Origin of the sequence: Mesorhizobium sp. YM1C-6-2, assembly GCF_003666685.1 — a bacterium.
In the GTDB taxonomy this organism is placed as follows: Bacteria; Pseudomonadota; Alphaproteobacteria; order Rhizobiales; family Rhizobiaceae; genus Mesorhizobium_K.
In genome coordinates this window covers 14304-27122 of the sequence record NZ_RCIZ01000052.1, presented here as the reverse complement: position 1 = coordinate 27122, position 12819 = coordinate 14304, and the positions used below count along the sequence as shown (strand labels likewise).

At 64.3% G+C, this 12819-nt stretch carries 14 protein-coding genes; 10 read left to right on the top strand and 4 right to left on the bottom strand.

Annotated features, from left to right (window positions below; translation table 11 throughout):
- Positions 1-100: 100 nt before the first annotated feature.
- Positions 101-532 carry a YciI family protein gene (locus D8676_RS26800; protein WP_121584138.1) on the bottom strand — a complete coding sequence of 144 codons (432 nt, stop codon included), beginning with the start codon at positions 530-532 and terminating at the stop codon, positions 101-103.
- Between the two features lie 187 nt (positions 533-719).
- Here D8676_RS26800 and D8676_RS26795 point away from each other — a divergent pair, with 187 nt between their 5' ends.
- A complete protein-coding gene (locus D8676_RS26795) occupies positions 720-2414 on the top strand; it encodes an amidohydrolase (RefSeq protein ID WP_183097273.1) in 1695 nt (564 codons plus the stop codon).
- Here D8676_RS26795 and D8676_RS26790 read toward each other — a convergent pair.
- A complete protein-coding gene (locus D8676_RS26790) occupies positions 2411-3253 on the bottom strand; it encodes an SDR family NAD(P)-dependent oxidoreductase (protein ID WP_121584136.1) in 843 nt (280 codons plus the stop codon). The two genes, D8676_RS26795 and D8676_RS26790, sit on opposite strands and share 4 nt — an antisense overlap.
- A gap of 220 nt (positions 3254-3473) precedes the next feature.
- On the opposite strand from D8676_RS26790, the gene D8676_RS26785 reads away from it, so the two are divergent.
- The 8 genes from D8676_RS26785 to D8676_RS26750 all read left to right on the top strand — a co-directional run bounded on the left by D8676_RS26785 (position 3474) and on the right by D8676_RS26750 (position 9374).
- Positions 3474-4508, top strand: coding sequence for a cysteine synthase A (locus D8676_RS26785; protein WP_121584135.1), 1035 nt, complete (start codon positions 3474-3476; stop codon positions 4506-4508).
- Entirely contained in the window at positions 4508-5245 is a 738-nt protein-coding gene (locus D8676_RS26780) for an alanyl-tRNA editing protein (protein ID WP_121584134.1), read from the top strand. Before D8676_RS26785 ends, D8676_RS26780 begins: the two co-directional genes overlap by 1 nt.
- Before the next feature lie 96 nt (positions 5246-5341).
- Positions 5342-6190 carry a 3-mercaptopyruvate sulfurtransferase gene (gene sseA, locus D8676_RS26775; RefSeq protein WP_121584164.1) on the top strand — a complete coding sequence of 283 codons (849 nt, stop codon included), beginning with the start codon at positions 5342-5344 and terminating at the stop codon, positions 6188-6190.
- Between the two features lies 1 nt (position 6191).
- Positions 6192-6758 (top strand): GNAT family N-acetyltransferase, encoded by a 567-nt coding sequence (locus tag D8676_RS26770; protein WP_121584133.1) that lies wholly within the window; start codon positions 6192-6194, stop codon positions 6756-6758.
- Positions 6759-6862: 104 nt separating this feature from the next.
- The gene (locus D8676_RS26765; RefSeq protein WP_121584132.1) at positions 6863-7423 is read left to right on the top strand and encodes an OmpA family protein; all 561 of its coding nucleotides are present in this window, start codon (positions 6863-6865) and stop codon (positions 7421-7423) included.
- 178 nt (positions 7424-7601) lie between these two features.
- Entirely contained in the window at positions 7602-8408 is an 807-nt protein-coding gene (dapB, locus tag D8676_RS26760) for a 4-hydroxy-tetrahydrodipicolinate reductase (protein ID WP_121584131.1), read from the top strand.
- Positions 8409-8492: 84 nt separating this feature from the next.
- Complete coding sequence (locus D8676_RS26755; RefSeq protein WP_121584130.1) at positions 8493-8963, top strand: DUF1203 domain-containing protein; 471 nt, start codon at positions 8493-8495, stop codon at positions 8961-8963.
- A 183-nt stretch (positions 8964-9146) separates the two neighbouring features.
- Complete coding sequence (locus D8676_RS26750) at positions 9147-9374, top strand: hypothetical protein (protein ID WP_121584129.1); 228 nt, start codon at positions 9147-9149, stop codon at positions 9372-9374.
- Positions 9375-9451: 77 nt separating this feature from the next.
- Here the strand turns inward: D8676_RS26750 and D8676_RS26745 are convergent, their stop codons facing one another.
- Positions 9452-10756, bottom strand: coding sequence for an outer membrane beta-barrel protein (locus D8676_RS26745; RefSeq protein WP_121584128.1), 1305 nt, complete (start codon positions 10754-10756; stop codon positions 9452-9454).
- A 313-nt stretch (positions 10757-11069) separates the two neighbouring features.
- Positions 11070-12185 (bottom strand): alanine dehydrogenase, encoded by a 1116-nt coding sequence (ald, locus tag D8676_RS26740; RefSeq protein WP_121584127.1) that lies wholly within the window; start codon positions 12183-12185, stop codon positions 11070-11072.
- Between the two features lie 160 nt (positions 12186-12345).
- Between ald and D8676_RS26735 the strand changes: the two genes are divergently transcribed.
- Positions 12346-12819, top strand: a complete 474-nt coding sequence (locus tag D8676_RS26735) for an Lrp/AsnC family transcriptional regulator (RefSeq protein WP_121584126.1) — start codon at positions 12346-12348, stop codon at positions 12817-12819.

Sequence of the window (12819 nt, the reverse complement as noted above, 5' to 3'; positions counted from 1 at the left end):
GAAAAGACAGGGGAGGCCGAGCCAGGCACAACCGGAGCGTGTCGGGCCGCCGCCTCCCCAACCTTACCCTTCCTGCAAAGTGAAGAGTGCTTCGGCGCCGCTATTTCTTCGCTAATCTTTCGGATTCGGCGCGCAGGCGCTGCTCCTGCTCGCGGATTTCGGGTGTCACGATCTCGCCGAAATCCTCCATGTCATACAGAGGGCGGATCTCGATCTCGGACGGGCCGGGCATCGGGTTGGGGCAGCGCTTGACCCATTCGATCGCCTCTTCCAGCGACCGCACCTCCCAGATCCAGTAGCCGGCGACGAGTTCCTTGGTCTCGGCGAAGGGACCGTCGACGACCGTGCGCTTCGGCCCGTCGAACTGGACGCGGGCGCCCTTGGCGCTTGGCTGCAGGCCGTCGCCGGCCAGCATGATGCCGGCCTTCACCAGTTCCTCGTTGTAGTTCATCATCGCGGTGAGCAGCTCTTCGCTCGGCATCACGCCCGCTTCGCTGTCCTCCGTCGCCTTGACGATCACCATGAAACGCATCGGTCTTCTCCTCGGTTGATCCAAAAATTCGAGCCCGTTCGTCGGCCTCTGCAAACACGACGAGCGGCGATGTGCGGAATCGACACGATCCCATGAAATTTTTCGGCAAGGCCCGAAATCACCCGGCTTGACCGGCCATGCCGCCCTTGTACGCTGGCCTTTCACGGTAAAGATGCGGGAGGACGCGATGCCGGGCCTGTACTGGAAATCCAAGCTTCTTGCAGCGGGCGCGGTGTTGCTGCTCGGCTCGGCCGCGCATGCCGACACGATCGTGCTGCGCAGCGCGCGGGTGCTGACCATGGACGATGCCAAGCCGGAGGCGCAGGCGATCGCACTGGTCGACGGCAGGATCGCGGCTATCGGCTCGGACGTTGACGTCGAGCCCTTTTTCAAGGACGCGAAAATCTACGATCTGCCAGCCGACGCACTGGTGCTGCCCGGTTTCCAGGATTCCCACAATCATCTGATCTGGAGCGCGACACAGGGAAAGAACGTCGACATGACCGACGTGGCCGACGCCGGGGCTCTGCGCGACGCGATGACGCCGGCGCTCGCCGCCCTTGCCGATGGCGCCTGGCTGCGCGCCGATTTTTGGGACAATGGCGTTTACGCCGACGGCTCGGCCGCGATCCTTGATCCGATCACGGGCGATCGCCCGACTTATATCGAAAGCCTGGATGGTCATTCGGCCTGGGTGAACACGGCAGCTCTGAAGGCAGCCGGCATCGACGCGTCGACAAAGGACCCGGAAGGCGGCCGCATCGAGCGGGATGCACAGGGCAATCCGACCGGTCTGCTGCGCGAAAAGGCGATGGAGCTCGTGAGCAACCTATTGCCCGACTATCCGGAGTCGCAGGTCGACGCGGCTCTTCAGGAAGCGCAGGCCGAGGCGATCGGCTACGGCATCACGGCGATCATCGACCCGTCGACCGAAGAATGGATGCTGAAGGGCTACCAGCGGGCCGACGCGGCGGACAAGCTCAAGCTGCGCGTCGAGGCGGCCATCAAGGTGGAGGCCGGCAACGAGTCGCCCGTCGGCAGCGTCATCAAGCTGAAGAACACCTATACCGGCCCGCATCTCGAAGTGACCTCGGTCAAGCTCTTCGTCGACGGCGTGATCGAGACCGGCACCGCGGCGCTGCTCGAAGCCTATGTCGGCTCGAACTCGTCGGGCGAGCTGCTGTTCACCCAGGAGGAGCTCAACGAGATCGCGGTCGCTGCCGACGCGGCCGACCTGCAACTTCATGCGCATGCAATCGGCGACCGCGCCGTACGCGCCACGCTCGATGCCTATGAGGCTGCCCAGAAAGCGAACGGCAAACGCGACAGCCGCCACCAGATCACGCATCTGGAACTTGTCGACCCGGCCGACGTTCCGCGCTTCAAGGAACTCGGCGTTATCGCCAATATCCAGGCGCTGTGGGCCTATCCGGACACCTATATCGTAGACCTGACGCAGCCGAAGATCGGGCCGGAGCGCTCGGAATGGCTTTATCCGTTCGGCGCGCTGAAGGAGGCGGGGGCGACGCTCGCCGGGTCGAGCGACTGGAGCGTGTCGTCGATGAACCCGCTGGAGGCGATCCAGACCGGGGTGACCCGGCAGGACATCGCCGACCCCGACGGCGCGGTGCTGACGCCGCAGCACAAGCTGGACGTGATGGACATGCTGCGCGCCTATACGGTGAACGGCGCCTATGCGGCCTTCGACGAGGCGGAGTCTGGCACGCTGAGCAAGGGAAAACGCGCCGATGTGGTGGTGCTCGACAAGGACGTCACCAAGGTGCCGGCGACGGAAATCGCGTCCGCGAAGGTGTTGCTGACGCTGATCGACGGTGAGCCAGCGCATGAAGGCGAGGGCCTGCCGAAGCCGACGGGACCTTAACCGGGGCGCTTGCGCGCAGACCTGGTTCGGCTTGCTCCGGGAATCGGAGAACGGCGGAGCTTTCTCGTGGCGTATTTCATGAAGGCGAAAGCCAGGTCGCCCGGCCACAGGCGCAGGAATTTCAGCGTCCAGGCCAGCCGGCGGGGGAAGGCCGTCTCATAACCGCCCGAGCGGATCGCCCGTGCGAGCTGCGCGCCGGCCTGTTCGACCGGCACCAGAGTGGGCATGCGATAGTTGATGTTCTCGATGAGCGGGGTGTCGACGAAACCCGGATTGACGACCTGGATGCGGATGTTCATCCGCTCGAAGTCGTAGCGCAGGGACTCCGCCATGTTGTTCAGCGCCGCCTTGCTGGAGCCGTAGGCAGCCGCACTCGGCCAGCCGAGGTAGGACGACACAGAGGCATTGATCACGACGTGGCCACGGCCGCGCTCCTGCATGCGGGGGACAACCGGTGCGAGGCCGTTCAGGACACCGAACACGTTGACCTCGTAGGTCCTGCGGAAATCCGCGATGGCGAGCGCCTGGCCGTGCACGGGAATGTAGATGCCGGCGTTGAAGACGGCCAGCACGATCGGACCGGTCTGCCGCTCTATGGCCTCCACGACGGCCGCCATGCCCGCTTCGTGGGTGACGTCACAGTGGTACTGCAGGATCTTTCCGGGAAGCCCCGGGGTCTCGATTTCGGCGCCGGGTTCGACCGGGTTCTCGGTGAGGGAGGTGACGGCAACCGTCCAGCCGTCGCGGGCAAGATCGAGGGCCAACTGGTAGCCCATGCCGGTGCCGCCGCCGGTTATCCAGGCGACGCCATGCTGCTTGTCCGCCCTGTAGATCGCCATGTGCCTTGCCATGTTTCCCCTAATCGTCTGACCGAAGGCGCGGGCGAATGCAATATGCGTCGCGTCCTTCCGATGCGGGCGGTGGCTTGGAAGGCAACGATATCGGCAGCCACAGCCCACAGAAGGTTCTGCCAGGAATTTCTTTGCTTGAAAGGCGCTGCCGCGGTTTCTAGAACCGGGGCGGCTCCATCATGGCCGGCCGGAAAGCAGAGGTTTTTTCATGCATCGTTCGGTGATCGACACGATCGGCAACACGCCGCTGGTCCGGCTGAAGCGCGCCTCCGAGGAGACGGGATGCGAGATACTCGGCAAGGCCGAGTTCATGAATCCCGGCCAGTCGGTGAAGGACCGGGCAGGGCTGTTCATCATCCGCGACGCGGAGGCGAAGGGGCTGCTGAGGCCGGGCGGCGTGATCGTGGAAGGGACCGCAGGCAATACCGGCATCGGATTGACCGTCGTCGCCAAGGCGCTCGGCTACCGCACCGTGATCGTCATCCCCGACACGCAGAGCCAGGAAAAGAAGGATGCGCTGCGCGTGCTGGGCGCCGAGCTGATCGAGGTTCCGGCGGTGCCCTACAAGAACCCGAACAACTACGTGAAGGTGTCGGGCAGGCTGGCCGAGCAGCTGGCGAAAAGCGAGCCGAACGGCGCGATCTGGGCCAACCAGTTCGACAATGTCGCCAACCGCGACGGCCACATCCGTACCACCGCGCAGGAAATCTGGACGCAGACCGACGGCAAGGTCGACGGTTTCGTGTCCGCGGTGGGCACGGGCGGCACGCTTGCCGGCGTGGCAGCCGGGCTGAAGGAGAAGAGCAATGCGGTGAAGATCGCGCTCGCCGATCCGCTGGGCGCGGCGCTCTACAGCTACTACACCGAGGGCGTGCTGAAGGCGGAAGGCTCCTCGATCACCGAGGGCATCGGGCAGGGGCGCATCACCGCCAACCTGGAAGGTTTTTCGCCCGATTTCTCCTGGCAGATTCCTGACGAGGAGGCGCTGCCGATCGTCTTCGACCTGGTGCAGGAGGAGGGCATGTGCCTCGGCGGCTCGACCGGCATCAACATCGCCGGCGCGATCCGGCTGGCGAAAGAGCTCGGACCGGGCCACACGATCGTGACGATCCTCTGCGACTACGGCACGCGCTACCAGTCGAAGCTGTTTAATCCGGAGTTCCTGCGCACGAAGAACCTGCCGGTGCCGTTCTGGATGGACCGCACGCCGGAGATCGCCGTGCCCTACGAGAAGGTCGACTGATGGCGTTCAGGACGGAAGCGCTGTTCCGCGAGGACGGCTACCTCGCGGATGCGGAGGCGGCGGTCGTCGCCGTCAACGAGCGCGGCGGCATCATCCTGGACCGCACGGTGTTCTACGCGACGTCGGGCGGGCAGCCGGGCGATACAGGCCGGCTGACACTGGCCGACGGACGGGCTGTTGAGATCGCGGCCACCATCACCGGCGAGACGAAGGACGAGATCATCCATGTGCCGGCTGCGGATTCTGGCCTGAAGCCGGGCGACAGGGTAAAGCTTGCCATCGACTGGGAGCGGCGCCTGAAGCTGATGCGCATGCACACGGCCTGTCATCTGCTGACGGTGGTCTGCCCGTTCCCGATCACGGGCGCCGCGGTGGCGGAAGACGACAGCCGCGTCGACTTCGACATTCCCGATGCCGGCTTCACCAAGGAGGACGTCACGGCGAAGCTGATGGAACTGGTGCGGGCCGACCATCCGGTGTCGACGCGCTGGATCACCGATGGAGAACTGGCGGCTAACCCGACGCTGGTGAAGTCGAAGAACGTGCGCCCGCCTTCCGGAACCGGGCGGATCAGGCTGGTGCTGATCGGCGCGGACGGCGTCGTTGACAGCCAGCCCTGCGGCGGCACGCATGTGCGCTCGACCGGCGAGGTCGGCGAGATCCACATCGGCAAGATCGAGAAGAAGGGCCGCGAGAACCGGCGCTTTAGGCTGAGGTTCGGGCCGGCGCCGGCGTAGAGCGAACTGAACCGATCCGTTGCCGGTACCCGGAGGCGTTTGAGTTTTGGCCGCGCCGCGGCTATGCAGATGTCGGACGCCGTCGCGGAGGAATGCATGGCAGAGAGCGGAGCCTTCACCATCGACGCGGACTGGCTGGAAAGCCGGCTCGGCACGCCGGGCCTCTCTGTCCTCGACGCCTCCTGGTACCTGCCGGCGCAGAAACGCGACGCGCGCGCCGAATACGAGGCCGCGCACATTCCCGGCGCGATCTTCTTCGACCAGGACGCAGTGGTCGATCCGGACTCGGAGCTTCCGCATACGCTGCCCGATCCGGCGACCTTCGCCCGGCTGGTCGGTTCGATGGGCGTCTCGGCCGACGACACGATCGTGGTCTATGACGGACCCGGCATGTTCTCGGCTCCGCGCGTCTGGTGGATGTTCCGCGTCATGGGCATCTACCAGGTCTATGTGCTCGATGGCGGCTTCGACCGCTGGAAGGCGGCGGGACGGCCGGTGACGGCCGAGCAGACCAAGATCGCGCCGAACATCTTCCATGTCGATTTCGACCCATCGCGCGTCGCCACTCTGGACGAGATGAAGAAGATCGTGACGACCGGCGAGAGCCAGATCGCCGATGCCCGGCCGGCCGGGCGCTTCACCGGCGAGGATCCGGAGCCGAGGGCAGGCGTGCGCGGCGGCCATATGCCGGGCGCCAGGAGCCTGCCCGCGTCGACGCTGTCGAAGGACGGCAAGCTGCTGCCGCCCGAGGAACTCAAAAAGCGCTTCGACGAGGCCGGCATCGACCTGTCGAAGCCGGTGGTGACGTCCTGCGGCTCGGGTATCACGGCGGCGGTGATCACGCTAGCGCTGGAGACGCTCGGCCATTCGGCCAACCGGCTTTACGATGGCTCGTGGACGGAATGGGGCGGGCGTTCCGACACGCCCGTCGTGAAAGGCAAGTAGCATGGATACCGCAGCCGAACGGCTCGAGCCGATCGAGGTCACAGTCACGTTCCTCGAGATGAAGCGGCCGCCCCCCAATTATTCGCATCCTCCGGCTAACCTGAACGTCGCGTTGATGAGGACGCGCGACATCCCGCTACACTACTATCGCTACCTGATGGATCGGGTCGGCCGCAAATGGCACTGGGTGAATGTGCTGCGCCTCGGCGACGAGGCGCTGGAGGCGAAGATCAGGACGCCCGGCCGCGATATCAGGGTGCTCTATCTCGACGGCGCGCCGGCCGGCTTCTTCGACATCAATCCGTATCAGCCGGACGAGACCGAAATCGCCTATTTCGGCATGATGGAACATGCGACCGGGCTGGGCCTCGGGCGCTGGTTCCTGGGCGCGGCGATCGAAGCGGCATGGGCGACGGAGCCGAGGCAGATCGTGGTGCAGACCTGCACGCTCGACCACCCGGCCGCGCTGCCGCTCTACCAGAAGCTCGGCTTCTCGCCAGTCGGCCAGAAACGGGAAGAGGTGCATCCGCTGCCGTTCGAGGAGCGGTCGGCCAGCGTGATGAGATAGGGCCGGAATGAACCGGCCGTTCAGCGCGGATTCAGCTTCGGTCCGCCATGGTCGCGGCGACTTTCGTCGTCAGGGCCGTTGCCCGCAAACATAGGAGCACAAAGATGTTCACCCGCCGGCAGTTCACCGCAGCCGCGATTTCTTTTCTCGCTGTCCCCTCGCTTGCATCGGCGCAGGACGCGATGCCTTCGGCCACGCAGATCGAACGGCAGCTCGACGCGGCCCCGCGCGTCAAGGTGAGGCCCGACCAGAAGGTGACGGTGCGCGAATTCAAGCGCCGGCCGGAACTGCGCCGCATGGCGCCGTCGATCGATATCCAGTCGATCAACTTCGCCTTCGGCTCGGCGCAGATCCCACGCTCGCAATACCGCAAGGTCGAGAACATCGCCGATGCCCTCGAGCGCCTCCTGCAGCGGCGTCCGCGCACCAAGGTGCTGATCGAGGGGCACACGGATGCGGTAGGCTCGGCGGCTTCCAACCTAGCGCTTTCCGAGCGCCGCGCGGAGTCGCTGAAATGGATGCTGGTCGAGGAGTTCGGCATTCCGCGCCGTGCGCTCGAGACGGTCGGCTATGGCGAGGAATTCCTACTGGTGCCGACGCAGAACGAGAACTGGCGCAACCGCCGCGTGACGCTCAGGCGCTTCGACGACTTCCTGAGGCACTAAAAGGCCGGATACCGGCCGGCGGCCGCGCAACGGGCAATTCCGGTTGCGTGGCCGATTGCGCTGGGCTGCGCCAAATCTCCCTTCGCCTTTGGTTGGCACAGCCGTCCTGACTTGAAACGCGGCGATCCGGCTCGTATCGCTGTGGAGAAGAAGTCTGCGCAAGCAAGGGAGTTCTCCAATGGCGATCAGAGTTGTTATGGCGGGCGCGACGGGATGGGTCGGCCGGGCGATGATCCCGGCGATCGCGGCGCAGGACGACATGGCGCTGGCCGGCGCGGTGGCGCGCAGCGTTGCCGGGCAGGACAGCGGTGTCGCGCTCGGCCTTCCGGCGAACGGCGTGACGGTGTCGGCCTCGCTGGAAGAGGCGCTGTCCGTGCCTTCCGACGTGGTGGTCGACTACACCAAGCCGGACGTCGTGAGGGCGAATACGCTCGCCGCGATCGACAAGGGCCGGCACGTGGTGATCGGCACCTCGGGCCTGGGCGCCGCCGATTATGCGGAGATCGGCAAGGCGGCGAGGGACAAGGGCGTGGGCGTGCTCGCCGCCGGCAACTTCTCCATCACCGCCACGCTGATGAAGCGCTTTGCGCTGATGGCGGCGAAATATGTGCCGGACGTCGAGGTGATCGACTATGCCAGCGCCAGGAAGCCGGACGCGCCGTCCGGCACGGCACGCGAGCTTGCCGAAGCGCTTGCCGAAGTGCGTGGGCGATCGACCGCGAGGCCGGTGGCTGAGGTGCTCGGCGTGCCGGGAACGCGCGGTGCCGCGGTCGGGGGAGGGGACGGCGTGCAGGTGCATGCGCTGAGGCTGCCTTCCTACATCCTCTCGTGCGAAGCGCTGTTCGGCCTGCCCGACGAACGGCTGACCATCCGCCATGATGCCGGCTCGTCGGCAGCGCCCTATGTGGCCGGCACGCTGCTGGCAATCCGCCGCGTGGCGGAATTCAAGGGACTGGTGCGGGGTCTCGACGCGCTGATGGAGTAGATCTGCTCCAGACGACAGGAAACGGGTGGCCGGACGCCGCGCCGTCGCCTAGGTCCGAGGCTCAATCGAGCCGGAGGACGATCGATGAGACCGATATTCAAAGCATTGCCGACAGAGGCCGTGCGCGCCCTGCAGGCCGGATCGCCGGATGCCTATGGCATGAAGCCGGAGCGCAAGATCTCGGATGGAGACGGCGTTCCGTGCCGGCATTGCCTTGAAAATGTGGACGCGGGCGAGGCCTACCTCGTGTTGGCCTATCGGCCGTTCCCCCAGTTGCAACCCTATGCCGAGACCGGTCCGATCTTCCTGCATGCGCGGGGATGCGAACGAGCGGCGGAAACGGACATGCTGCCGGAGCTGTTCGGCCGGACCGCGGCCTATATCGTGCGGGGATACGACGCCGGCGACCGCATCATCTACGGCACTGGTGCGGTAGTTCCGACGGCAGATATCCCTGGACGCGCCGCGGAATTGCTGGCGCGCGGCGACGTCGCCTATCTGCATATGCGCTCGGCGAAGAACAATTGCTATCAGTGCAGGATCGAGCGCGGCTGACCGCTTGCGCGATTGTTCAATCGCGAAACTGTGATTGGCGACCGGGCGGTCGCGTACCTACCTGAAATCTGTAAGCAAGGTACAGGCCCATCGATTTGTCCTAGCCGTAATTCCATCCGCTATCACAAACAGACCTGCATCTTACTGGGGGCAAAACTTGTTCCTGCAGTAAGGAGAATTGATATGTCCAGATCTCGTCTGTTTCCGGCAACACTGGCCGCTTTGGCGGCTGTTCTGCTGGCGGGGTGCTCGACCACGGGTCCCGCCTTCAACGGCTACGACAGGACGGTGACCTCATCGGTTGCGCCGCGCGCTTCGGAACAGTCCGCCAAGCAGCGCTACGGGGGGATGGTCACCCAGGACCGCAGCGGTTACGTGACGCACCGGGTCGAAAAGCAGCCCCTGTTCTGAAGGCTCGAGTGAATTATCCGCAATGAAAAAGCCCGCCGCGAGGATCGCGGCGGGCTTTTTTGAAACGCTGATGCGTATCAGTTGAACTTGTACTTGGCGGTGATGCGCGCCGTCTGCATGGACGTCTCCAAGTCCGCTCCGCCGAGATCGAGATCGGCATCCTCGAACTGGGTGTAGCGATATTCAAAGCCGACTGTCACATTCGACGTGACAGCGGTTTCAAGACCACCACCGATGGTGAAGCCGTTGACGTCCCATTCGGCCACGGTCGCGCTCCCCTGGCCGGTAGCCGAGGCTTCGACCTCGAAGTTCTGCCAACTGTAGCCGCCGAGGACGTAGGCGAGGGTGGATTCGTTCACCTTCATACCGGCGCGAGCGAGGATGTCGAAGCCGTAGTCCGCCTTGGCGTCGAAGTTGATCGACGGTCCGCCGAGGTTAAGGTTGAGCTCGCTCTTGCCGTTGCCGTAGTGGGCGTCGACCATGATACCGGCAACGAAGCTACCGAAGTCGTAGTCGTAACCGGCGCTGATTTCGCCGCGGACACCTTCGCCGCCAATACCGTCCAGCGATCCGCCGCCCTGCGACAGTTCGGTAACAGCCGCACCGGCAGCCCCGGCGACGCCAAGGTAGAAGCCGGTCCAGTTGTAGGTGGGAACCTCGATTGCCGGGCCGCCGCCGTTGTCGGCGCCGAACTTGTAGTTCACGCCGAGAAGGAAGGTGTGGGTGGAGGGATGGACGCTGAGGTTGGTGTCGCCGAAGTCGGGGTTCTCGGCCAATGTGGCTACGACATCGTCGCCATAATCGGCGTAACGGTATTCGGTCTTGAGGGTCCAAGCTCCGGTGAGCACCGTTTCCATGCCCACGCCGACCACGTAGCCGTCGCGATCCTCTTCGAAGTCGATGCCGCCATCGCCGTCAAGCTTGAAGCGCTGCCAGGAATAGCCGCCGAGGACGTAACCAAGGGTCGTCGGGTTGAAAAGGTAGCCAACCCGGCCACCCACATCGAAACCATACTGGTTGGTCAATTCGATGCTGCCGCCGCCAAGCTCAAGTTCCGGGCCGATATTGCCAAAACGGAAGTCGGCGAAGCCGCCGACCAGGAAGCGCGGCGAGACGAGGTAATCATAGCCGACGGAGACTTCGCCGAAGAAGCCTTCGCCACCGAGGCCGTTGGCATCGACGTCGAGAGGGCCGAGAATGTTGCTCAGGCCAAGGCCGTGGACCGTCGCACCGACGCCAACGCCGGCGCCGACATAGAGACCGCTCCAGTTGTAACCGGTGACGACCGGCGCTTCCTCGATGACGGCGTCAGCCGCCTGCGCAGCCGATGCGATCGCAGCGGAAGAAACAGCAGCCAGAAGCAGCTTCGCGAAATTTCTCATGGTACCCACCCGTTATGTAATGAATGGGTACTCCCTTAGGGCAAGTTTGCGGGAGGAGGCTGTAGCAATCATGTAACAGTGCCACCCTTTCGGCGCCGCCCAGTGTGCCGGTGACCATAAATGCCGTGAAAGTATAATTATTTCAAATATTTAGAGAAATAATTAAATTTTTAACCAAAAGCGCAGTCCGATCTTTGCCGAGCGTATTTCCGCGCGCCGGATGTCGGACGAAAGGCGTGCAATCCTGCAACCTGTCTCAACGAATCAAAACGCCCGCCGAGTCAGGCGGGCGTCCGTGTTTTTGGCGGTGTATTCAGGCCGCCAGCGCGGATTTCGGTTCGGCCATCTCGTAGCCGAGCGCCTCGGCGACGGCGCGGTTGGTGACGCGGCCCTTGTGGACGTTGAGGCCGTTCCTGAGATGCGGGTCGTCGAGGATGGCCTGGATGCCCTTGTCGGCCAGTTGCAGGCCGTAGTGCAGCGTGGCGTTGTTCAGCGCATGCGCCGAGGTGACGGGGACCGCGCCCGGCATGTTGGCGACGCAATAATGGATGATGCCGTCGATCTCGTAGGTCGGATCGGCATGCGTGGTAGCATGCGAGGTCTCGAAGCAGCCGCCCTGATCGATGGCGACGTCGACGAGAACGGCCCCCTTCTTCATGCCGGACAGCATTTCGCGGGTGACGAGCTTGGGTGCGGCAGCGCCGGGGATAAGCACTGCGCCGACGACGATGTCAGCCGAGAAGCATTCCTCCTCGAGCGCCTCGATGCTCGAATAACGGGTGTGGACACGGCCGTTGAAGATGTCGTCGAGCTGGCGCAGGCGCGGGATCGAGCGGTCGATGATGGAGACGTCGGCGCCCAGTCCCGCCGCCATCTTGGCCGCATGCAGGCCGACCACGCCGCCGCCGATGACGGCGACCTTGCCCGGCAGCACGCCCGGCACGCCGCCGAGCAGCACGCCGCGGCCGCCATTCGCCTTCTGCAGCGCGGTGGCGCCGGCCTGGATCGACAGGCGGCCGGCGACCTCCGACATCGGTGCCAGGAGGGGGAGCCCGCCGCGGTCGTCGGTAACGGTTTCATAGGCGATGGCGGTCACGCCGGAATCGAGCAGGCCCTTCGTCTGATCCGGATCGGGCGCGAGGTGGAGGTAGGTGTAGAGTATCTGGCCGGGGCGCAACTGGACCCATTCGTTGGGCTGGGGCTCCTTGACCTTGACGATCATGTCGGACCTGGCGAACACGTCCTCGGCCGTTCTGGCGATCGCAGCCCCGGCGGAGCGGTAGGCGTTGTCGTCGGCGCCGATGCCTGCACCCGCACCTGTTTCGACCAGAACCTCGTGACCGTGGGCGACATATTCGCGGACGGCGCCGGGGGTGAGGCCGACTCGATATTCGTGGTTCTTGATTTCCTTCGGGCAGCCGACGCGCATGTGTGATCTCCCTGTGCGGCCCTTTGCGGGCCATGTTCCCCTTATGTAGTCATTAGACCAGAAATAGCGCCGAACGTGTTTGCGAAATGGCGTTGCCTCCACGCGCTAGAGACGTTAATCGTTGCGCCAAATCAACAATCATTCGAAGGAAATTCGAACTTTGGCGATGGATAGGATCGATATCGCTATTCTGGAAGCGCTGCAGAAGGATGGGCGCATGCCGAATGCATCGCTTGCCGAGAAGGTCGGGCTGTCGCAATCGGCCTGCTCGCGCCGGCTCGACAATCTCGAGAAATCCGGCGTCATCCGTGGCTACCATGCCCGGCTGTCGAATGCAGCGCTAGGGCACCAGATGACGGCGATCGTCCACATCTCGCTGTCGGGCCAGTTCGAGAAGACGCTGTCCGAGTTCGAGGCGGCGGTGAAACGCTGCCCCAACATATTGTCGTGCCACCTGATGTCGGGCGAATACGACTACATATTGCGCATCGCTGCGAAGGACCTGCAGGACTACGAGCGCATCCACAAGGAGTGGCTGACGGCGATGCCGCATGTGACGAAGATCAATTCATCCTTCGCGCTGCGCGAGATCGTCGACCGGACGGCGATGGGAATGAAGCCGGAACTGGCTTGA